Source organism: Rhodococcus opacus (assembly GCF_012396235.1).
Taxonomy (GTDB): Bacteria; Actinomycetota; Actinomycetes; order Mycobacteriales; family Mycobacteriaceae; genus Rhodococcus_F; species Rhodococcus_F opacus.
In genome coordinates this window covers 56058-77462 of record NZ_JAAXPA010000030.1, presented here as the reverse complement: position 1 = coordinate 77462, position 21405 = coordinate 56058, and the positions used below count along the sequence as shown (strand labels likewise).

The following is a 21405-nucleotide window of genomic DNA, read 5'->3' as shown; positions in this document are numbered from 1 at the left end:
ACGCCGGTGGCGAGCAGGACGCCGAACGTCACGCCGGTCAGAGTCTTGAACATCGAAATTCTCCTCTAGTCGGCGTCGGCCGCAGTGGGTGCGCTCGCCCCATTGGCCGACTCGGTGGATGTCGCCGGCTGCGCAGTCTTCCGCGCCGCGGAGGCACGGCGCTCACGAACCGGTCGATCGGGTGTTGCCGGCGCGAAAGCGACTGCAGCCGCGATCTTCTCCCCATATTCCTCTTCGGCGAGATTGCGCCACGTGGTGAGCGAGACGTCGGGTCGGTACAGCTTCTCCGGCGGAGCGTCGGTGACGCGGACCATCCACTCGTCCTGGCCCGAAAACTGGCCGTGGAACAGCCACCGCACGGCACCGAGGTATTTGGCGTAGAAGCCGAGCCTCTTCACCCCGGTCTCGAAGTTGACCATGAGTCCCACGTACTGGTGGTGATCCTCGTCGACCGGCACATAGAACTCGTAGTGAATGAAGTTGGGATAGGCGATCCGCAGCACACCCGGCATCGACAACGAGGCAAAGCCCGGGAAGTTCTGGGCTGCGATCACCGGATTCACCTTCACGCCGGCGCCGACGTTGCCGATCTGCGAGATCTGGCTCTCGTCGGGCTTCTTCTTCCACCAGCGCTTGTTCGTCCACTTCCCGACGCCAGGAAATTCGGCCTCCCAGTAGACCTCGTCTTGGACCCGGTAGATCCACCGGCCTTCGGGGACGATGCTGGTGATGTTCCACGTCGGCATCGGCTTGAACAACCGCCACAACGCGGTGCGGTGCAGGTACTTCGCATGTCCTTCGTCGAATCCGTTCTCGCAGGCGAAGCGCCAATTGCCGCCCCGCGGTTGGATCCGGCCCCCGACGACGCCTTCGTTCTCGACGAGCTCACGGGGCAACTGCTCGTCGATCGACGGCACGGGCTCGTTGCCGATCGGGATGTACACCCAGACCAGGCCCAGGCGTTCTTCCACCGAGTAGGTCTGCACGGACAGTTTGCCGCAGATCTTCGAATCCGGCCCGTCGGTGATGACGGCGGCCAGTTTGCCGTCGGTGAGCCGGAACGTCCACCCGTGATAGGGGCAGCTGACGGTCCCCGGGAACTGTTGATCGCCCTCCGATAGCGGGACGCCACGATGGGGGCAGCGGTCATGCAGTGCGTAGACCTTGCCTGCGTCGCGAATGAGCGCGAGCTTCTCGCCGCAGATGGTGTGGCTCGTCGGCTCACCTGTTACATGGTTCGCCCACGTCACCGGGTACCAGTAACCGCGGTAACCGCTGCCTGCCTCGTTGTATCGAGGCCAGGCGGTCCAGTCCTGCCGACCGGCCGCGCGCGGCCTCTCCGGGAGAACCTGCGAGTTCTCCGGCGCCTCGACACCAGTCATGTGAAGTCCTCTCGAGATGAGATCAAGTGATGCAGGAGATCTTCCGATCGATCGCCGTGCACCTCAACAAATCCGGTTCGCTCAGCAGACCGGGTTCACCGCCGTGACGATCGAGGTGTCGTGGTGATCACCGCGCTGCCCTCCGCGCACAATGCCCCGTCGTCGGCGTGTTCGACGAGGGTGACCTCGATCCGGTCACCCTCGATCCGGGTGACGGTTCCGCTGACCGTCAGGACACACCCCACGGGGGCGGGCGCTCGGTTGCGCCACGTCACGGACGTCACCGCACCGAGCTCGCCGGCCAGGCGGGCGGCGGCCCGGAAGAACAGCGTCCCCTGCAGCTGAGCCATCACCACCGGGTCGGGAAGGCCCTCGGCACGGGCGTAGTCGGTGTCGTAGTGAATGCGGTGTGCATTGTGGGTGGTTGCACCGAAACGTAGAATCCTGACCGGATCGCACTGCAGCGCAACCTGTTCGATAGCATCGCCGACCATCCATCCGCCACTGGGCGTCATCGGACGATGAACCGTTCCGTGACAATTGCCAGCGTGACCGATCCCGTGACGCGGTAGGTCTTGGACACGGTGATCAGAAGGAACTCACCGCCATCACTGCCCTTCCAGTCGACACCGTTCACGGTGCGTGTGACCTCGAGGGGCACACCGAGCGGGGGAGTCGAACAAAACTCGATGGTCTGCCCTCCCGCCAACAGGCGCACGTCCAGCCCGGCCGTGCCGGGCACTTCATCGGCGAACATGCCGTCGGGGCGATACTCAGCGGTGTCGGCGCCATCCGGTCCTCGCAGCTGGCTGGGCAGGTACATCGGGTGGACCCGGAAGTCTTCCCGGCCGGGGTCGAGGAATCGACGATCGTGCTCCGCCGACGCCCGCGCGAACGCCACGGACTCTGCTGCACGCACTTCCCCGAGGCGGCGGTGTGTGGTGGTACCGATCATCCGGCACGCGCGTTCGAAGGCTGAATCCAGACCAGTTCGCATGGGCGAAAGCTAGATCCGGTGTGGCGGCATCACCACGGTCCCGGACCGTCCAGCGGACCGAGATGCTTCCGCCACCGCCGCAGATCGGGTCAGGTGTGGTCATGGCACATCCACCGAACAGTCTGTACGCCACGGCCGCGGGCGTGAAATTCCATTACCACGACATGGGCGAGGGGTCTCCGACGATCTTCCTGCACGGCGGCGGCCCCGGCTGCACGGCGTGGTCAGATTTCGGCCCCGTCGCACCACTCTTCGCCGACGATCGTCGAGCCGTGCTCGTCGACATCCTCCAATACGGCAAGTCGGACAAGTGCACCATCAGCGGACCGATGTGGGATTTTCACGCCGCCAAGATCGTCGCCCTTCTCGACGAGCTCGGCATCGCCCGAGCTGACTTCGTCTGCAATTCATGGGGCGGGACGATCGCCCTGAATCTCGCGGCGAAATACCCGGAGCGGGTGCGGGCTCTGGTGATCACCGGAAGTATGCCGGTCTTCTACGGACCGCTCGCCCCGTTGCCGGAGGACGGCCGGCGCGGCCGCAACGCCCGGGACGTGTACTACGGCGGCGACGGTCCCACCCGCGAGAAGATGCGGCAACTCATCACTCGCCTCGAATGGTTCGACGGAGACCAGCTGCCGGACGACACGCTCGAGATGCGGTACCGGCAAAGTCTCGATCCCGACGAGATGGCGCTGGCCGCGGCGTCGGACAATCCGCGTGGGGACTGGCAGGATCTGACGACCGAACTCGGGATGATCGAAGCGCCGGTTCTGTTCGCGTGGGGAATGCACGACGCCTTCCTCACGCCGGACTATCCGCTGATGCTGGCCCGAATGATCAAGCACGGCCACCTCTACATAATGGACCGCGCGTCCCACCACCTGCAGGAGGAACGTCCGCACGACTACTACTCGCTCGTTACGGGATTCCTCGAACAGCGACACCCGTGACCACGAGCAGCACTTGCTCGGAGCTGATCCCCGCACCACCCGTCGGGACGAAACGCATCCAGCTCGTCCTCGTCCTCGGTGTGCTCACCGCACTGGGCCCGTTCACCGTGGACATGTATCTACCGGCACTACCAGCCATCGCCGTCGACTTCGAGACCTCGGAGTCGACGGTGCAACTGACACTGACCGGGACGCTGATCGGTCTCGCTCTCGGACAGCTGGTGATCGGCCCGGTCTCCGACCGCTACGGTCGGCGTCGCCCACTCCTGCTGGGCACGGCAGTCCATGTCGTCGCGTCCGTGGCGTGCTATTTCGCGCCGACCATCACGGTGCTCGGTGCGTTCCGGACTGTTCAGGGGGTGGGCGCCGCGGCGACGGCGGTCATCGCGACCGCCGTTGTCCGGGACCTTTTCTCGGGCCGCGCCGCTGCTGTCATGTTCTCCCATCTGATGCTGGTCATGGGTGTGGCCCCGATCCTGGTGCCGAGCATCGGCGGAATCCTCATGACCACCATGTCGTGGCACGGTGTGTTCCTCGTGCTGGCGGTGCTCGCGGCTCTGTTGATGCTGATCGGTGCCGTCGCATTACCCGAAACGCTGCCGCCCTCGCACCGGAGCCGACGCGGACTTGCCCCTGCACTCCGGACCTACACCCGGCTCGTTCGCGACGGCCGCTTCATGACGCTCGCCCTCGTGTGTGGACTGGGCCGTGCGGTCCTGTGGGCGTATATCGCCGGATCCTCGTTTGTCATGCAGAGGGAGTTCGAACTGGATCCGACCGTGTACGGAATGGCGTTCGCGGCCGGCGGCGTCGTCCTGATCGGGGCGGCCCAACTCAACGTGCGGCTGCTGGACCGCTGGTCTCCCGTCCGGATCTGTATCGTCGCGCTCGCCGTCAGCGTCGTCGTCGGAGTCATGTTCGTCGCCGTGGCTCTTCATGGCACTGTGGGATTCGCCGGCTTCGCGGTGCCGGTGCTTGCCTTACTGTGTGCCACCGGATTCGTCATGCCGAATGCGCCGGCTCTGGCATTGACCCGGCACGGCGACGCGGCCGGGACCGCGGCGGCAATCGTCGGGTTCGCGCAGTTCGGTACGGCCGCCGTGGTGGCCCCGGTCGTCGGCGCCCTAGGGAACACCGCGCTCGCCGTGGCCGTCACGATGACCGGGTGCGCTGTCCTTGCCGTTCTCTCGCTCGGGTTCGGTGTCAGGCCGAACGCGCGACGCCACGGAGGGCACGACTGATGTTCGATCCCGCGGCCGTCAACGGCTTCGCCACCCGGCCGACATTCATCCGCGACGTCGTGGTGGTCACGCTTACCGCACCGACCACCATCGAACCGGCGAACACGGGTACCGCGATACTGGTCATACCGAGTCCGACCTCCTCGACCTCCAACGCGAAACCCTCTGTACGGACCCGATCGAGTTGCCGACGAAGACGGAGAGCCGAGGCAACGGTCCGAGTCGTCAGGGGAGCGAACCCACGAGCGACGACCTCGTCGAACATGCTCGACGGCGAGTACGCGAGGATCGCCTTGCCGGTCGCCGTGGCCTCGATCGGGAATCGGCCTGCGATCCGCGAGGGGAGCCGGGCGCTGCGGTGACCGGAGATCTTTTCCACGAACATGACGTCGAGGCCGTCCCGAATCGCCAAGTGCACCGTCTCGAGGGTGAGAGAGTGCAGGTCCTGCATGAACGGAACCGCGGCATCCCGGATGATGCGTTGTGTCGGGACCAGCTGGCCCAGTTCGAAGAGGCGCAGTCCCAACCGGTAGTCGGTTCCAACCCGCTCCAAGAACCCGATCTGGACCATCTCCCCGGCAAGGCGGTACACCGTCGCCTTCGCTACCCCGCTCCGACGTGAGAGCTCGGTCAACGACAGCGCTCCGGAATCTGCATCGAAGCTGTCGAGTAGCAGTCGCACTTTTCCCAGCAACGACGCGTTCATATGGATCCTCCGACAGGCGGTCCACTCAGCGGACCAGCCCGTCGAGCATACCCCGGTCTTCAATTCCGTAGCAGATGAGATCGCCGCGCTAGTGTGGCTCCGATTTCTTCCGCGGCGGCGCGGACCGGACTGGTGTGGTTGTCGGGCCGAAAGCGATGGGACGGGCCGGTCACGCTGATCGCGGCGACCACGTTCTCGCTCTCGCGGACCGGTGCTGCCACGCACACGATTCCGGTGGCGGATTCCTCGTATTCGTAGGCCATGCCCTCGGCGGCGACGCGGTCGAGCTGGGTGCGCAGCGGGCCGGGCAGGATGATGGTCCGCGGGGTGTAGCGGGCCAGCGGAGCGGAGAGCACCTGTTCTCGGAGGGCGCTGTCGGCGTGGGCGAGCAGCACCTTGCCGATTGCGGTGCAGTGCACCGGCATCCGGCCCCCGATCCTCGATGGTGCGCTCGCCTGCCGATGACCGCCGATCTTCGACAGGTACACAACCTCCGTCCCGTCGAGGACCCCAAGGTGCACCGTCTCGTGGGTGCGGACATAGAGGTCCTCCATGAACGGGATCGCCACCTCGAGCAGGCTGCGCTCGACCGACGCCCGCATGCCCAGCTCGAATAACGAGCCGCCGAGCCGGTAACCGGCATCGGTGCGGTCCAGCATCCGCACCGCCACCATGTCGGAGAGCACCCGGTGCAGCGTGCCTTTCGGGATGGACGTCCGCCGGACCAGTTCGGCCAGCGACAGGGTCGAGTCGTCGATGGTGAACGCATGCAGCACCATCATCACCTTGCCCAGCACCGTCGTGCGGTCGAACTCCTGATCGGACACTGGCGGTTCCTCCCTTCCGCTACCACCGGCGGCTTTCGTCCACGATACGGCGTGTGTTCGGCTCAGTGGAACACAATGCTTGGCGGACCATCACCCCGCGGCGACAGTGGAACCACAGTCCATTCCCCACGATCACATCGGGACGTCAGATGAGCACACCCCCGGGCACCAGCCTGCCCCCCACGGCGCGAGCCACCGCCGACGCTATCGCCGCCGCCGCCGAGCGGTTGAGCACCGCCGCCGCAACTTCCACGCCGTGCACCCCGGTCCGCGACCTGATCGGTACCGACGACGCCGCGGCCGCGTACGCCGTCCAGGAACGGATCGTCGCCGACCGAATCGCCGCCGGAGCGAGCGTCGTCGGCCGCAAGATCGGCCTGACCTCCCCGGCGGTCCAGCAGCAGCTCGGCGTCGACCAACCGGACTTCGGGGTGCTGTTCGACGACATGCACTGCCAGGAGGCCGGCCCGATCCCGCTGTCGCGTCTGCTGCAGCCGAAGGTGGAGGCGGAGATCGCGTTCGTCCTCGACCACGATCTGGTGGACGGGCCGCTCGACGACGCCCAGATCCGCGCCGCCGTCGACTACGCGGTGGCCGCCCTCGAGATCGTCGACAGCCGAATCGCCGTGTGGGACATCACCTTCGGCGACACCGTCGCCGACAACGGGTCGAGCGGGCTGTTCGTCCTCGGCGCCGACCGGCGCACCCTCGACTCCTTCGACCCGGTCGCCGCCCAGATGCAGATGTTCGTTGACGACACCGAGGTGTCGACCGGAACCGGCGCCGCCTGCCTCGGTGACCCGTTGCGGGCGCTGGCCTGGCTCGCGCGCACCGCACGCGAGTTCGGCCAACCACTGCTGGCCGGCCAGGTGATCTTGTCCGGCGCCCTCGGACCGATGGCCGTCATCGACACCCCCGGCACCGTCCGCGCCGACATCACCGGTCTCGGATCGGTCACCGCAACCTTCACCCAGGAGTGAACACCATGAGCGAGAACACCCGTAAGGTCACCGTCGCGGTGATCGGATCCGGCAACATCGGCACCGACCTGATGATCAAGGTGATCCGCCACTCCGACGTCCTGCAGATGGGCGCGATGGTCGGCATCGACCCCGACTCCGACGGGCTCGCCCGCGCCCGACGACTCGGCGTCCCCACCACCGCCGACGGCGTCCAAGGCCTCCTTCGGCTGCCGAACTTCGACGACATCGACGTGATCTTCGACGCCACCTCCGCCAAGGCACACGCCGCCAACGCCGCCCTGCTCGAACCGCTCGGCAAACGGCTGATCGACCTCACCCCGGCCGCCCTCGGCCCCTTCGTGGTGCCGGCGGTCAACCTCGACGAACACCGGGACGCCGCCAACGTCAACATGGTCACCTGCGGCGGTCAGGCCACCATCCCGATCGTCGCCGCCGTCTCCCGCGTGACACCGGTCGCCTACGCCGAAATCGTCGCCTCCATCGCGTCGAAGTCCGCCGGACCGGGCACCCGGGCGAACATCGACGAGTTCACCGAAACCACCTCCCACGCCATCGAAACCGTCGGCGGCGCCCGCCGCGGCAAGGCCATCATCATTCTCAACCCGGCCGAGCCGCCGCTGATCATGCGCGATACCGTCCTGTGCCTGATCTCCGCCCCCGACCCGGCCACCCACGACGCGGTCCGCGACTCGATCCAGACAATGGTCGAGCACGTCGCGACCTACGTGCCCGGCTACCGACTCAAGCAACAGGTCCAGATCACCCCGGTCCCGGACGGCCAACCCGTCCACACCCTGCTCGCGTCCGGGGACACGGCCGCCCCCACCCACCAGGTGGCGGTGTTCCTCGAAGTCGAAGGCGCCGCCCACTACCTGCCCGCCTACGCCGGAAACCTCGACATCATGACCTCGGCCGCGGTGCGCTACGCCGAGTCCGTCGCCGACACGATCGCCGCCCCGACGGCAACCCAGGGAGCCACCCGATGACCACCAGGCTGTTCATCCAAGACGTCACCCTCCGCGACGGCATGCATGCCGTCCGCCACCGCATCACCCCCGACGACGTCGGCAAGATCGTGGCCGCGCTCGACGCCGCCGGTGTCGACGGCATCGAGGTCGCCCACGGCGACGGACTCGCCGGCGGCTCGCTGAACTACGGCCCCGGCAGCAACACCGACTGGGAATGGATCGAAGCCGCCGCCGCCAACCTCACCCACGCCCGGCTGACCACCCTGCTGCTGCCCGGCATCGGCACCATCGCCGAACTCGAACACGCCTACCGACTGGGCGTGCGGTCCGTCCGCGTGGCGACTCATTGCACCGAAGCGGACGTCGCCGCCCAGCACATCGGCAAAGCCCGGGAACTCGGCATGGACGTCTCCGGCTTCCTCATGATGAGCCACATGACCACCGCACCCGAGCTCGCCGCCCAGGCCAAGCTCATGGAGTCCTACGGCGCGCACTGCGTCTACGTCACTGACTCCGGCGGCCGGTTGACCATGGACGGCGTCCGCGACCGGGTCCGCGCCTACCGGGACGTGCTCGACGAGGCCACCGAGATCGGCATCCACGCGCACGAGAACCTGTCGCTGTCGGTCGCCAATTCCGTCGTCGCCGTCGAAGAGGGTGTCACCCGGGTCGACGCCTCGCTGGCCGGGCACGGCGCCGGCGCCGGCAACTGCCCGATCGAACCGTTCATCGCGGTCGCGGACCTGCAGGGCTGGAAGCACAACAGCGACCTGTTCGCCCTCCAGGACGCCGCCGACGACCTCGTCCGGCCGCTCCAGGACCGGCCCGTGCGCGTCGATAGGGAAACACTCACCCTCGGCTACGCCGGCGTGTACTCGTCCTTCCTCCGGCACGCCGAAGCCGCATCCCAGCGGTACGGCATCGACGTGCGCGCCATCCTCCTCGAGGTCGGCCGCCGCGGCCTCGTCGGCGGACAGGAAGACCTCATCGTCGACATCGCCCTCGACCTGATCGCCACGAACCCCGAGACCGCGGGGAGCTGAGTCCGGTTGCGGCGGAGATAAATCGGCCCTCCGCCGCTTCGAGACGGTCCCAGTTTGCCCGGCATCGGCCAGACAGTCCGTGCAAGCCGCTGGACACGAGCAGCCTGGATCTTGGTACTCAGCGTTCCGTCGAGGCGCGATACCCGCGTGATCCTTGTGAGCACGCCATCGAGAGGTGTGTCCACGGTGGTATCCGCGCTGCTCGTGCCGTCGGGACCAGTGCGCGGGATCGATGAGCCGACGGAGTGAGTAGACCGTCCGATGGGTGAAGGTGATCCGCTCGTCACTCAGCGGTACCCGCCGTCCCCGGCCGCCGAACTCGGTGGAGTTGGCTTCGCTGATGTTCAGGAGATCGGCCGTGGCGGTTTCGGTGTGGTTTACCGCTGCACTCAGAGCGTGATTGAGAACTCGTCGACGGCGTGTGTCTGCGGTGGTCGGTGCGTGGAAGTGGGCTCCTGGTTGAGTTGGTGGGGTCGACGCCCGCAGCCGAATCGAGGAGCCCACTTCCATGCCATCATCGGCCATCTCACCGTGCCCGTCGTGTCCGCCCCACGCGGCGGGCGGGCACCGTTGCGCGATGTACCCGTCGTCGGTCACCGATGCACAGTGGGTGATCCTGCAACCGTTGCTGCCGGCGCCGGGCAACACCGCGGGTCGCGGCGGCAGACCTGAGAAGCATTGCCGCCGAATCATATTGGACGCCATCCTGTACCTGGTCCGCGGTGGGATCGCGTGGCGGCAACTGCCGGTGGAGTTTCCGCCGGTCGGGACGGTGTACGCGACCTTCTTGCGTTGGATCCGTGGCGGGGTCTGGCATCGCATCCTCGACACCCTGCGCGACCGGTTGCGGGTGCGAGCCGGAAGGGATCGCTGTCCGACCGCGGCGATCATCGATTCGCAGACTGTCCCGGTCGCCGACACGGTGCCCCGATCCGGTACCGAATGGGACGGCGCGAAACGAACGACCGGTGTGAAACGCCACATCGCGGTGGACGTGACCGGGCTGTTGTTGGGAGTCGTGGTGACCGCGGCCTCGATTCAGGACCGTGACGCCGGGCACCGGCTGCTCGCCATACTGCGCGGCACGTTCTCCACGATCCGGCTGGTGTGGGCCGACGGCGGCTACCCGGGACGCCTGCTCGGCTGGGCGAAAAGTGTTCTGGCTCTACGGGTCGACATCATCAAACGCAAGCCCAGTAATACCGGATTCCACGTCCGGCCCCGAGTTTGGGTGGTAGAACGGACCTTCGGTTGGCTCCTTAAATATCGCCGCTGTGTCCGCGACTACGAAGCCAAGCCTGAACACCACGAAGCGATGGTTCTCGTCGCCACCATCGCGACTATGACCAGGCGACTCGCCCGAACCTGACCGTTCTCAATCACATTCTCAGCGAGGCGCACGCCCGCCCATCGCGGGTTCTCAAACACTCTCTCAGACGTCGCGGCGATCGAGGCACTGACGAAGTATTACGACCGCCTGTATCTGGGCGACGACGCCTAAGTCGGCTCGGTGCCGGCGCGTAGATGGATGCTGGCGGCCAGCCTCCTCGCGGCCCTGTGCGGGGTTCTGCTGCTGCTCGCCCCGGGCGCCGGCATCGTGGGCATCGTGCCGGTCATCGCGTGGTACGCCGTCGTGGTCGGCGTCGTGCTGATCGTCGGAGCGGTGCGGATCCGGAGCTGACCAGACACCACTGCCCGGGCGCTCGTCCTCAGGTCGGCCGCCTCGGTGAAGTGGACGGCGTGGTCGGCAGTGGATGGTCGTACCGTTGGCCTTTTGGTGTCGGGGATGGTGTGGAGGAGGTTGTGGAGCGGGTGTTGCTGGTCGAGGACGAAACGCGACTGGCCGAGACGGTGCGCCGCGGCCTGACGGCCGATGGGTGTACCGTGCAGGTCGAACACGATGGCATCGCCGGGTTGGCGGCCGCGACAGAGGGCGGCTTCGATGTGGTGGTCCTCGACATCATGTTGCCCGGCAAACACGGGTACGACGTGGTGCGGGAGATGCGTCAGCAGCGGGTGTGGACGCCGGTGCTGATGCTCTCCGGCAAGGACGGCGAATACGACCTCGCCGATGCGTTCGACCTCGGTGCCGACGACTATCTGGTCAAACCGTTCTCGTTCGTGGTGCTGGTGGCCCGGTTGCGGGCGCTGGTGCGGCGCGGGGCTCCGCCGCGGCCGCCGGTCCTGCGCGCTGGGGGACTCTCGTTGGATCCGGCGATGCGGCGGGTCACCCGCGGGGAGACCCGCCTCCAGCTCACGCCCCGCGAGTACAGCGTGCTCGAATACCTGATGCGCCACGCCGGTGCGGTCGTCACCAAACACGATATTCTGCAATCTGTTTGGGGTGTCAATTACGAGGGCGACGACAACATCGTGGAGGTCTACATCGGGTATCTTCGGCGCAAGATCGACGCCCAATCGGTACGACGAGCATCGACACCGTCCGGGCGCCTATTGCCTCATGTCAAGATGCGCGCGAAGTCTGATTCGTTGACTCATTCGAGAGTGCGCGCGTGGAGGGGCGGCGTTTGGCCGGCCCAGCCTTGCTGGTGGTGAGCGTCAGCAGCTCCGTGGTCAGCGCCTGGATCTGCCGTTGGCCGGCGGCAGGGTTGATGCCGGTGTAGGTGTCGGCAAGGATCTCCTTGTCGTGTTTCCCGACCGCTTTGTGGTGTTCGGCGCGACGGTGTGGGGTGGTCGCCGTGTCGTACTTCTTGGCGACCTTCGCGCCGTTGCGGACCCTTCGAGACGAGTTTCTGTTGCGGGCAGAAGTAGTTCGCCAGCTGCGACTGCAGCACCCAGATCTTGCCCCGCAGCAACAGTTCTGCTTCGGAGTCGTAGCGGTGGTAGCCGACGACGGTGCGCACGATCGCCCAGTTCTTCTGCTCCACGTGGCAGCCGTCGTTGGAGTTGCCGGGCCGCGACCGAGTGAAGGTGATCTTGCGCTTCTCGCACCACGCCAGCAGGTGATGATTGATGAACTCCGAACCGTTGTCGCTGTCCACGCCGAGTATCGGGAACGGCATGATCTTCGCGATCTCGTCCAGCGCGGCGATCACCCATTTGCGGGCCTTGTTGCGCACGCTGCGGTTCTCGGTCCACCCGGTGGCGATGTCGGTCACCGTCAGCGTGTAGGCGTGCTCACCTGCAGCGTTGCCGCAGTCGTGGCCGACCAGGTCGACCTCGACGAACCCCGGTTTCGCGTCGTCCCAGTCCGCCCAGGTGCGGATCGGGATCTGCGACTCGAGCAGCGACCCCGGCTTGGTGTGGCTGCGGCCCCTCAGCTCGTGCTTCTTCCGTTCGGGGGCCAGGCGCCTGTCGATGGTGGCCGCCGACATCGACACCAGCAACGCGGCGGTGCCGTCGTCGATGTCGAGTTCATCGAAGCGGCGCAGAACTCCCACCAGCTCGGGCAGGATCGGGGCCAGCCGCTTCCCGGCGGGCATACCCAGCACCGCCCAGCAGAAGATCAGCGCCGCCACCACTTTCGGCCCGTACTTTGGCGGCCGCGGGACGCGGGGCCTGACGATCCGCGGTGTGCACGCCTGGGCGAGTGCCTTACGGGCATGATTGCGATGCCACCCGGTCGTGGCGCACAGCTCGTCGAGGATCCGGCCCTTCCCGGACTTGTCGGCCCGCCGGTACCTCGTCGCGACCGTCTTCGTCACAGCCTTGCGTTGACTCATCGTCAGTCCCATCGTCCGGGCCTATCCGACAACCCATCCTCGGGCCGGGTAGGCGCGCCGTACGCGCGCATTCCTCGATGAGGCAACGAATAGGGTTACGCGCGCATTTTTCGTGAGTCAACGCGCGGCGTGGGTTACTCGATGCCCTCGGAGATATAGGGGTCGTCGCCGAGCGGGAGCGTGACCACGAACTGCGCACCCCCACCCTCCCGGTCGAGGATGTCGATCGACCCGTGGTGTGCGGCGACGATCTCGGCGGCGATGGCGAGACCGAGTCCGGAACCACCGGATTCGCGGGTTCGGGGAGTGTCGAGGCGCACGAATCGCTCGAAGATCCGCGCCCGGTCCACCGGGGCGATGCCCGGTCCGTCGTCGGCCACCTCGATGACGGCGTTCCCTCGCACCTGCGGCACGCAAGGGAAATTCGGGTGTGGGCGTGGTGGGCGGCGTTGTCGACGAGGTTGCGGACCAGTTGGGCCAGCTGCTGCGGATCCCCGGCCCGGACGGTACGAGATATGTGATGTCGCTGCGGCGATCTCGTCGGTTCCCTCGATGAGTCGGGTGCACGGAACCGCGTACGTCCTCAGCTGATGAGCGCGTAGGCGCCGGCGACCGTATAGAGAGCCGCCGCGCCTCCCACGAGTACCGCACCCGTGGCGCTGACGCCTTTCCGACTGCCCATTGCTACCGATACCGCATCCACCGAGTCGACTATCACCCCCACGGCCAATCCGAGCCGGCGTCCGGTGGGGTCCGGTTGCAGGGCCGCAGCGGCCACTGCGACCTCGCGGATGGCGAACAGCCGTGCCACGGTGTCGCCGTCGGCGCCGGCATTGACCCCGAGACAGCGATACACCAGCCGGGGCCGCACCAGGGCTGCCACGCCCACTGTCGCCCGGGTGACGCCGAGGAACCGAATCAGCCGGGCTCGGGTTGCGGTCATGATGTCCTCGCTTCGTGTCGCTAACTGGATGTGCCGCCCAGGGTTCGTTCTGTCCCAGGCTGTTCACGCGAGAGGTGGAAGGAGTTTGGTGAGGTGGTCGTTCACCCGGGTCAGCCGCGCGGTGAGCACCTCATGGTGGTCCGGGTGGGCCCGATGCTGCACGCGTTCGAGCAGTAGCTGGAGGCGGATCAGGACACTCGGTGTGGTCGCCGCGGCGGGGATGAGATCGTCGAGGCTGGTCCGGACAAACTCCTCCCAGCTCGGTCGTGCGATCACTAGCCGAAGTACCTGGTGCTGGTCGGTGACGCGGCGGGGTTCGGTCGGTGCTGCGGCGGCCCGGCCGAGCAGGTCCTCGATGTAGTCCAGGGCCTGGACGGTGGTTGCCGGGTCATTGGGCCGCAGGGCGCGTAGCGCGATGTCGGTCAGCAGCCGGAAGGCGAACAGCGGGTCTTGTTCGAACGTCCGCTCGCTGCCGACGACCAGCCCGCCGAGGACTACCGAGGCGGGGAGCTGTCCGTGGATGTCGGCCACGGGCACGCCGCACTGCAGGGTGATGCCAGGGGCTGCGCGCAGGACGATGACCGCATTCGCGGCCTGCGCGGCGCAGACGAGGCGGTCGACCTGGATTCTTTGCAGCACGGTCGTGGGATTCGGCCAGGTAACCGTCGTGCAAGGCGCGGGCAGGGGCGCCGCGGGTGACGCCGTGGTGCCGGCGTCGTCCGGGTACGCGGCGTCGAGGAGGTTGCGGCCGCGGGCGGCGATGGAACTCAGGACGGGCGAGAGTTGAATGGAGGTTGCCACTGTCACTTGGAGTGTCCGGAGCAGGCCCGCCATCAGAACCAGCAAGACGATGGCGGTAATCAGGACGGCCATCGATACCCGGGCGCGGGGGCCGATGGTGAAGGCCGCCGAGATGCAGAAGACGGTCACACCGAGGGCGAACGCGAAGGTCTGCCGCAAGATCGGGGTGTCGCGGAATTGGGTCAGGCGCGGGCTGTAGTTCGAGGCCGCCCACCGTCCGACCAGGATCCCCAGCGAAAAGATGACGGCGACCAGGCGAGCACGCCGAGTCCGATCGTGGTCAGGACGCCGATCACCTGTTGGGCCGGCAGGTCGGGTCCACGCCGAATTCTCGGCACGGTCAGTCCCAGACCCAGCCCGGCGAGGATGTACAGCACCGCGAGTTCGGCGTTCAGGATTCGTCGATGACGGTAGGCACCGGCGGTGGCGGCTTTGCTCATGACCTGCCCTCCTAGGGCGGGGACCCCGACCTGACCAGCCGCCTCTGCATCGGTGTGCCCCTCCTGTTCCACCAAAGCACTCCGAGCCCGCTGTCGGCCAGAGCAGCGGTGGTGAACCGTCTCTCGCCGCGGCGCCGAAGGACAGATCGTCGAGGGTCGGCAATGAGGGTTCGATGCCTGCACACGGTCGGTGCGGGGGTGCGAGACTCGGGGCAGTTCGGGCCTCACTCGTGCGGGTCGGGGTCCTGTCGCGTCGACTGGCGTGTGGCCTGCGCGAGGACCTGGGGTCCGGTGACGAATGCCTTCTTCCAAGGTGCTACTCCGTCGATCTCGATTTCGATGGACAGGCTCAGCACGGTCCGGATCAGCACGATCACCCCCAGGACGGCCGCGTCCGTGAGGGAGGGCGCGGACGTGACGGTCTTGACGATGTCCGCCGCGACCAGTAACTCCAGACCGAGCAGGATCGCCCCTCCGAGTGATTGACGCAGGGTGGTGAACGCCCGACCACCATCAGCGGTTCGCCTCCATGTCCACGCCGCGAGGACGAACGCGAAGAGGAACCCGACAACCATCGACAGAACACCCAACACCTCGAACGATTCCGTCGCCAGCTCGAAGAATCTGACAGTGTTCATGTCGGTCCATTTCCTGTGAGTTCGTTTCTGGGACGGCTTTTCCGATTCAGGGGCGCGACCCGATGTGGTGCAAACCCACCTACCAAGGCGGTCCTGGATGTGCTCGTCCGAGACCGGTCCTGGCGGCGGTGACGAGGAGTTTCACCACGGCCCCGAGGAGGATCAGGTCGAGGAGCATCTGCGCGCTGACCAGGATGCGGGCGGTGTCGGTTCTGGGGACGATGTCGCCGAACCCGACCGTCGAGAAGATGGAGATGGTGAAGTACAGGGCCCGGGTGTGGTCGAGGTGCTGGTTGAACGAGGCCGGACTGGTGTGGGACAGCGCCAGATAGGTGGTGGCGAAGAGGAGCAGGAACAGCGCGATGATCGCGCCGAGGGCTTCGATCGCACGCAGCTGGGGCAGCGGGGCGCGCAGGATCCGGCGGATCTGCCACACCAGAACTCCGGCGAAGAGCGCACCTCCGACCACCACCCGGGCGCCGGCGCCCTCTTCGAGGTAGTTCCTCGCCGGCACCAGGTAGTAGACGGCGCCGAGCAGCGCCCAGGTCGCCGCAACCGCCAGGACGGCACGCAGGACGGCCCACCGTCGGCGGCGGTGATCCAGGTCTGCCAGACGACGCGCCGTCCCCACCGGTGTCAGTCCGGACGAGCTGGTTGCCGGTGATCGGTGGCGAGGATGTACACACTGACTACCAGCACCCACGCCGGGAAGACCAGCGCCACCCAGAAGCTGAAGCTGACGACCACCAAGAGCACCACGGCGAGCAGATACGTCCCGATCACCAGCGGCTTCGGCATCAGCCTGGTCCGCAGCCACATCGTGGCCAGGGAGATCATGAACACCGCGGCCATGCGCACGGAGTAGACGTTGTTGATGTGCAGCATCACCTCCCGCCCGAAGAAGACGATGTCGGTCTCGACGACATCCGACGAGTGGCGGGAGACGGCGAGCAGTGCGCCCGCGAGCGCCATCGACACGAAGGTCATGGCGAGGAACAGCAGTCCGCTGCCCAGGAAGACGGTCGAGAAGAAGCGGTCCTCGAGGTCGCCGAACCGGTCGCGGAGCACCCCGATGAACCACAAGAAGGCGATGCCCGCGATCGGGGCGAGGAACAGGGCGGTGGTGATCTTCGAACCGCCGCGCACCCACGGCGCCCCCGGCGTGGTCGGCATCGCCGTGACCAGTAGGACAATGCTGGTGGCGAAGAGCGCACCGAAGATGATGCCCGCGATCGCCGCGGACCGCGGCGTCCGCAGGTGGTGGAACTGGGCCTCGCTGCGCGGATGGGCCATGGGTTCCATCATGACCGAACTCGGGTGTGGGAAGCCAGCGGGCCACCGAACCCCGGCCGTGGCCGCGGTGCGCTTTGCTGCACTGTGCGCGAATAAGTCCCGCGCGGCTTGTGCTGGTGGTGCGAAGACGCCCTGACACCACACCGACCACGCTGAAAGGTGGGGTTCCCGCATGCCGAGAAGTGCGCAAGCGGGCCGTCGACCGGAGGAGCACCACCATGGCCAGCAACCTTAAGGGCAAGATCGCGGTCGACATTCGAGACTCGGTGGCGGACTGGTCGCCGTACCTGCCCGCCCAGGCCCCCGAGGGCGCCCCGAACGTGTTGATCATTGCGTGGGACGACGTGGGCTACGGCAGCATGGACGTCTTCGGCGGTCCCATCGAGACCCCCACCATGCGGCGCATCGCCGACGCGGGTGTGCGCTACTCCAACTTTCACACCACGGCGCTGTGTTCGCCCACCCGTGCGTCGCTGCTGACCGGCCGCAACGCCACCTCCAACGGGATGGCCACGGTCGCCGAACTCAGCTCCGGGTTCCCCGGCATCTCGACCCACATCCCGTTCGAGAACGGATTCATCTCCGAGGTACTGGCCGAACGCGGCTGGAACACCTACTGCGTCGGCAAATGGCATCTGACCCCGAGCGAGGAATGCAACATGTCGGCGGTCAAGAGCCGGTGGCCGCTCGGCCGCGGCTTCGAACGCTTCTACGGCTTCCTCGGCGGCGAGTCCAACAGCTGGTACCCCGACCTCGTCTACGACAACCACCCGATCGAGGCACCCGGAACCCCCGAGGACGGCTACCACCTCTCAAAGGACCTGTCCGACAAGTCGATCGAGTTCATCCGCGACGCCAAGGCCGTCAACCCCGACAAACCTTTCTTCATGTACCTGGCCCCACAGGCCGGGCACGCCCCGCACCACGTCCCCTCCGAATGGGCCGACAAATACAAGGGCAAATTCGACCAGGGCTACGAGGCCATCCGCGCCGAGATCCTCGCCCGCCAAAAAGAACTGGGCTTGTTACCGGCGGACACCGAGCTCTCGCCGATCAATCCTCACGGCGAGCCGAACACCACAGGCCCGGACGGTCAGCTCTGGCCGATGCTCGACACCGTCCGCCCGTGGGACTCGCTCACCGCCGACGAACAGCGCCTGTTCATCCGGATGGCCGAGGTGTTTGCCGGATTCATCTCCTACGCCGACGATCAGCTCGGCCGAGTGATCGACTTCCTCGCCGACTCGGGCGAACTGGACAACACCCTGCTCGTCGTGATCTCCGACAACGGCGCAAGCGGCGAGGGCGGCCCGAACGGGTCGTTCAACGAATGGCGGTTCTTCAACGGAGTCGCCGACACCACCGAGGTGACACTGCCGCACCTCGACGAACTCGGTGGTCCCGCCTCGTACAACCACTACAACACTGGATGGGCCTGGGCGTTCGACACCCCGTTCCCGTACTGGAAGCGGTGGGCCGGCTACGAGGGCGGCATCGCCGACATGTGCATGATCTCCTGGCCGGCGAAGCTGGCGCCCCGCCCCGAACCGCTGCACCAGTACATTCACGCGGTCGACGTCGTGCCCACCATCTACGAACTCCTCGACATCGACCCGCCCGCGGTGCTCAAGGGCTACACGCAGAGTCCGATCGAGGGTGAGAGCTTCGCCGCATCGTTGACCGACCCCACCGCCCCGGGGAAGGAGACGCAGTTCTACGCGATGCTCGGCCAGCGATCCCTGTACCACGAGGGGTGGCTCGCGTGTGCCCTGCACCCGCCGATCTCGGGCTGGGGCAACTTTCACCACGACGTCTGGGAGCTTTACAACCTCGACGAGGACCGAGCCCAGTCCCACAACCTCGCCGACACCGAACCGGACCGCCTCGCCGAGATGAAGGAACTCTGGTTCTACTACGCCGGCGTCTTCAAGGGCCTGCCCCTCGATGACCGCAACGCCCTCGAACAGGTCCTCTCGGACCGCCCGCACCCCGCCAAGCCCCGCGACCACTACGTCTACTACCCGAACTGCGCGGACGTCCCCGAAAGCGCGGGTGCCGCCATCACCGGCCGCTCCTTCACCATCGCGGCGGGAGTCCACGTCGACACCCCCGACGCGGAGGGCGTGCTCTACGCGCACGGCGGCGTCGCCGGCGGACACAGCCTCTACGTCAAGGATCACCGACTCCGCTACACCTTTAACTGGCTCGGCACCCGCATCGAGGACGTCGCCGCCGACCGCGACCTCACCCCGGGCGCCCACGTGTGCACCGCCGAATTCACCGTGAAAGGCAAGAACGAGGACCCGACCATGCCCGGATTCGCCGGCACCCTCGACCTCTACCTCGACGACCAACAGGTCGCCAGCAGCGAGATCGTCACCCAGCCCGGCGTGTTCTGCCTCGTCGGCGACGGTATCTGTGTGGGACGCGACAGCGCCTCCCCGGTCACCGCCGACTACACCGCACCGTTCCCGTTCACCGGCGGCACCATCGACAAGGTCGTCGTCGACGTCTCCGGCGAACGCTACGTCGACCACGAGGCACAGGTCCGGGGCTGGTTCATGATCGACTGACGGCGATCACGCGATTGTCGATCGATCAGCACCGGCCCGGCTGGCCGCCGCACCACTGGATCGGACTCCGGCCGTGTCCGCATACTGTTCTTGCGTCGTCCGTCGCCGCCCATCGTCGGCCGCGGCGGCGTGACACTCGATTCGAGACGTCGGTCGCTGCGGCCGCGTCAGATCAGCACCACGACTGCGATGAGCGCGTGTAACGTCGCCGTGGCTATCGAGCCGAACGCCGGCCTCGAGAAGACCCCGGCCTCGAGCTGGCGGCCGACGCTTCGGTACCGGAAGGTGCCATAGGCGGACACCAGCAGCCCGGCGCCGAGAAGATCAGCCCGGCAGCGACCGCGTGGCCGCCTCGGTGTGGGCGGTCTCGTCCTCGTGGAGCACCTGTTCCGGGTATTCCCCGTCGGCGCTCGACTGTCGGGGCTCTCATCGCCGGGTTCTTGTCCGGACTCGGAAGGACTGTGAAGGGCCAGAGACGGATTCCCGCGTGTCGCTAGCGTTGTTTCGTACCCGCTGGCGCCGTTGATGACCTTGTGCTCTACAACAGTCGCTCCAGCACATGAGACGCTCGAAGTTACCGGGATCGGCATCGCGCTCTCGGATTCACGATCCCGATGTCCCCTGCCATGTCGGTCGAAAGTTGACGCATGCAAGAGGCGTCAGATCATGTCCGCGGCGGCAGCACTGACTTCCTCTGTACTCGTCCGGAATTCTTCCGCACGTTCGAAATCAAGAGCCGTATCGAGGCGATGTTCGCCGACTGGGAGGAGTTGGAGAACCAGCAAAACCGATCACGTCAATCGGGCTCGGTGCGGGTGTCGTGCCGGTGCGCGATTGTCTTCATTCATCAACCACATCAAGGACCCTGAAAATGTCTACTCGAATTGCCGCCGCGCTCTCCGCGATTGCCATCACTCTGTCCCTCGGCGCCCTGACCGCGCCCACGGCTTCGGCCGCACAGGCACTACCCGCCGCGACTCCCACCGCCGGGTCGGTGACGATCTGCTTCGGCGTGCCGCTGGGATCGGCCAGCCTCAACTGGTGCTTCTGACAAGGCAATACAGGTGAGATGAGGAGCCCCGCATGAGGCCCTCGTTCCGACTCGACTCGTTCGACCGTCTCGCAGCAGCAGCTTCACGTGGCGGAGACCGGGACGCGATGAGCAGATTGCACGCTGCGATCCGGCCGATGGCCATCCGCCGCTGCCGAGCCGAACTCGACCCCGCGGTCGCGGATTCGGTCGCGGACGGTGCGTGCTTGTCGGTTCTGCACATGCTCGCCGATCGGCCTGCTGCCGGTGAGCCGTTCCTGCACCTTCTGAATACGATGACCAGTGGGATGATCACCCGAACTGTCGCTGCCTCCTGCGGCCGCCGTGCTCCACTTCCCGCGGGCCTCGAGGTCTTGCGTGCGCGCGAGCGGGATGTGCTGATCTTGCGGTTGATCGTCGGACTCGGCGCCGAAGACACTGCGACATCGCTCAGCCGGACACCGGGGGAGGTACTTCTCGACCAGCACCGGGGGCTGCGAACACTGCGCGGTGTCCTCGCCGACCGAGGGACCGTGCCGCTGTGACGACCGGACATCGGGACGTACGACGGAGCGCCACCACGCTCGAGGCCGGGGTCTTCGCACCCGCGGCGTTCGGCTCGATAGCCACGGCGAGTGTCGTGACGTTACTCGCGCTCATCGCCGTGCTGGTCCTGATCTGACGGCCCGTAGGAGACCGATTCTTGGGAAATCCTCGGCCAGACTGGCCTGAGATAGAAGACCGTGCAGGATTGGTTCACATAACGCGAGGACATCATGAGCGCTCCGACCCGGTTTCGGCTGGTTCGCGTACTTGGCGTCACCAGCGCCGTATTTGGCGCGCGCCCTCGTCTGGGCACGAATCGCACATTCTGGAATGGCCATTGCCGCTGCGTCCGCCTCTC

General features: G+C 66.6%; 23 protein-coding genes and 4 pseudogenes. 14 read left to right on the top strand and 13 right to left on the bottom strand.

The genetic code is table 11. The features are described from left to right. Window positions 1-65 precede the first annotated feature (65 nt). From HGB39_RS30490 to HGB39_RS30480, 3 genes are all read right to left on the bottom strand, one after another. A complete protein-coding gene (locus HGB39_RS30490) occupies window positions 66-1382 on the bottom strand; it encodes a Rieske 2Fe-2S domain-containing protein (RefSeq protein ID WP_005562195.1) in 1317 nt (438 codons plus the stop codon). Window positions 1383-1477: 95 nt separating this feature from the next. Continuing rightward, a complete protein-coding gene (locus tag HGB39_RS30485) occupies window positions 1478-1897 on the bottom strand; it encodes a hotdog family protein (protein WP_245371826.1) in 420 nt (139 codons plus the stop codon). Next, window positions 1894-2379 carry a hypothetical protein gene (locus HGB39_RS30480; RefSeq protein WP_043787575.1) on the bottom strand — a complete coding sequence of 162 codons (486 nt, stop codon included), beginning with the start codon at window positions 2377-2379 and terminating at the stop codon, window positions 1894-1896. Before HGB39_RS30480 ends, HGB39_RS30485 begins: the two co-directional genes overlap by 4 nt. A gap of 101 nt (window positions 2380-2480) precedes the next feature. On the opposite strand from HGB39_RS30480, the gene HGB39_RS30475 reads away from it, so the two are divergent. Both HGB39_RS30475 and HGB39_RS30470 read left to right on the top strand, forming a co-directional pair. Further along, window positions 2481-3332: an alpha/beta fold hydrolase gene (locus tag HGB39_RS30475; protein WP_196775174.1), complete on the top strand. Its 852-nt coding sequence runs from the start codon at window positions 2481-2483 to the stop codon at window positions 3330-3332. Continuing rightward, a complete protein-coding gene (locus HGB39_RS30470) occupies window positions 3329-4573 on the top strand; it encodes a multidrug effflux MFS transporter (protein ID WP_005562186.1) in 1245 nt (414 codons plus the stop codon). The genes HGB39_RS30475 and HGB39_RS30470 overlap by 4 nt, the downstream gene beginning before the upstream one ends. Here the strand turns inward: HGB39_RS30470 and HGB39_RS30465 are convergent. After that, window positions 4536-5279, bottom strand: a complete 744-nt coding sequence (locus HGB39_RS30465) for an IclR family transcriptional regulator (protein ID WP_005260582.1) — start codon at window positions 5277-5279, stop codon at window positions 4536-4538. The two genes, HGB39_RS30470 and HGB39_RS30465, sit on opposite strands and share 38 nt — an antisense overlap. Window positions 5280-5338: 59 nt before the next feature. Then, entirely contained in the window at window positions 5339-6106 is a 768-nt protein-coding gene (locus HGB39_RS30460) for an IclR family transcriptional regulator (RefSeq protein WP_005562184.1), read from the bottom strand. A gap of 149 nt (window positions 6107-6255) precedes the next feature. On the opposite strand from HGB39_RS30460, the gene HGB39_RS30455 reads away from it, so the two are divergent. From HGB39_RS30455 to HGB39_RS30430, 7 genes and pseudogenes are all read left to right on the top strand, one after another. Then, the gene (locus HGB39_RS30455) at window positions 6256-7086 is read left to right on the top strand and encodes a 2-keto-4-pentenoate hydratase (RefSeq protein ID WP_005562182.1); all 831 of its coding nucleotides are present in this window, start codon (window positions 6256-6258) and stop codon (window positions 7084-7086) included. A gap of 5 nt (window positions 7087-7091) precedes the next feature. After that, window positions 7092-8075: an acetaldehyde dehydrogenase (acetylating) gene (locus HGB39_RS30450; RefSeq protein WP_043787598.1), complete on the top strand. Its 984-nt coding sequence runs from the start codon at window positions 7092-7094 to the stop codon at window positions 8073-8075. Continuing rightward, the gene (dmpG, locus tag HGB39_RS30445) at window positions 8072-9100 is read left to right on the top strand and encodes a 4-hydroxy-2-oxovalerate aldolase (RefSeq protein ID WP_168442978.1); all 1029 of its coding nucleotides are present in this window, start codon (window positions 8072-8074) and stop codon (window positions 9098-9100) included. Before HGB39_RS30450 ends, dmpG begins: the two co-directional genes overlap by 4 nt. Window positions 9101-9361: 261 nt before the next feature. Further along, window positions 9362-9511 (top strand): annotated as a pseudogene (locus HGB39_RS40355) (protein kinase domain-containing protein); the annotation flags it as partial. Between the two features lie 166 nt (window positions 9512-9677). Next, window positions 9678-10469 carry an IS5 family transposase gene (locus tag HGB39_RS30440; protein ID WP_005562177.1) on the top strand — a complete coding sequence of 264 codons (792 nt, stop codon included), beginning with the start codon at window positions 9678-9680 and terminating at the stop codon, window positions 10467-10469. Window positions 10470-10610: 141 nt separating this feature from the next. Next, window positions 10611-10781 carry a DUF308 domain-containing protein gene (locus HGB39_RS30435; RefSeq protein ID WP_155756102.1) on the top strand — a complete coding sequence of 57 codons (171 nt, stop codon included), beginning with the start codon at window positions 10611-10613 and terminating at the stop codon, window positions 10779-10781. A gap of 122 nt (window positions 10782-10903) precedes the next feature. Beyond that, a pseudogene (locus tag HGB39_RS30430) lies at window positions 10904-11586 on the top strand (response regulator transcription factor). Here HGB39_RS30430 and HGB39_RS30425 read toward each other — a convergent pair. The 8 genes and pseudogenes from HGB39_RS30425 to HGB39_RS30395 form a co-directional block, all read right to left on the bottom strand. Further along, window positions 11565-12795 (bottom strand): annotated as a pseudogene (locus HGB39_RS30425) (integrase catalytic domain-containing protein). The pseudogenes HGB39_RS30430 and HGB39_RS30425 sit on opposite strands and share 22 nt — an antisense overlap. A gap of 122 nt (window positions 12796-12917) precedes the next feature. Then, a pseudogene (locus HGB39_RS30420) lies at window positions 12918-13282 on the bottom strand (sensor histidine kinase); the annotation flags it as partial. Between the two features lie 84 nt (window positions 13283-13366). Further along, a complete protein-coding gene (locus HGB39_RS30415; RefSeq protein ID WP_005562172.1) occupies window positions 13367-13726 on the bottom strand; it encodes a hypothetical protein in 360 nt (119 codons plus the stop codon). A 63-nt stretch (window positions 13727-13789) separates the two neighbouring features. Continuing rightward, window positions 13790-14752, bottom strand: coding sequence for a DUF2254 family protein (locus tag HGB39_RS30410; protein ID WP_247607552.1), 963 nt, complete (start codon window positions 14750-14752; stop codon window positions 13790-13792). After that, complete coding sequence (locus HGB39_RS39155; RefSeq protein WP_064080919.1) at window positions 14710-14967, bottom strand: hypothetical protein; 258 nt, start codon at window positions 14965-14967, stop codon at window positions 14710-14712. Before HGB39_RS39155 ends, HGB39_RS30410 begins: the two co-directional genes overlap by 43 nt. Before the next feature lie 224 nt (window positions 14968-15191). Beyond that, a complete protein-coding gene (locus HGB39_RS30405; RefSeq protein ID WP_005562169.1) occupies window positions 15192-15605 on the bottom strand; it encodes a DUF1622 domain-containing protein in 414 nt (137 codons plus the stop codon). A gap of 79 nt (window positions 15606-15684) precedes the next feature. Beyond that, the gene (locus tag HGB39_RS30400) at window positions 15685-16236 is read right to left on the bottom strand and encodes a potassium channel family protein (protein WP_005562167.1); all 552 of its coding nucleotides are present in this window, start codon (window positions 16234-16236) and stop codon (window positions 15685-15687) included. 5 nt (window positions 16237-16241) lie between these two features. Continuing rightward, entirely contained in the window at window positions 16242-16898 is a 657-nt protein-coding gene (locus tag HGB39_RS30395; protein WP_043787570.1) for a hypothetical protein, read from the bottom strand. Between the two features lie 218 nt (window positions 16899-17116). Here HGB39_RS30395 and HGB39_RS30390 point away from each other — a divergent pair, with 218 nt between their 5' ends. The 5 genes from HGB39_RS30390 (at window position 17117) to HGB39_RS30370 (ending at window position 21183) form a co-directional block, all read left to right on the top strand. Further along, window positions 17117-19471 carry an arylsulfatase gene (locus HGB39_RS30390; protein ID WP_043787567.1) on the top strand — a complete coding sequence of 785 codons (2355 nt, stop codon included), beginning with the start codon at window positions 17117-17119 and terminating at the stop codon, window positions 19469-19471. Window positions 19472-20118: 647 nt separating this feature from the next. Next, window positions 20119-20340 carry a hypothetical protein gene (locus HGB39_RS30385; RefSeq protein ID WP_005562164.1) on the top strand — a complete coding sequence of 74 codons (222 nt, stop codon included), beginning with the start codon at window positions 20119-20121 and terminating at the stop codon, window positions 20338-20340. 2 nt (window positions 20341-20342) lie between these two features. Further along, on the top strand, window positions 20343-20522 hold the full coding sequence (locus HGB39_RS30380) for a hypothetical protein (RefSeq protein ID WP_005562163.1): 180 nt from the start codon (window positions 20343-20345) through the stop codon (window positions 20520-20522). 32 nt (window positions 20523-20554) lie between these two features. Then, complete coding sequence (locus HGB39_RS30375; protein WP_005562162.1) at window positions 20555-21046, top strand: hypothetical protein; 492 nt, start codon at window positions 20555-20557, stop codon at window positions 21044-21046. Continuing rightward, entirely contained in the window at window positions 21043-21183 is a 141-nt protein-coding gene (locus HGB39_RS30370) for a hypothetical protein (RefSeq protein WP_155756119.1), read from the top strand. Before HGB39_RS30375 ends, HGB39_RS30370 begins: the two co-directional genes overlap by 4 nt. Window positions 21184-21405: the final 222 nt, after the last annotated feature.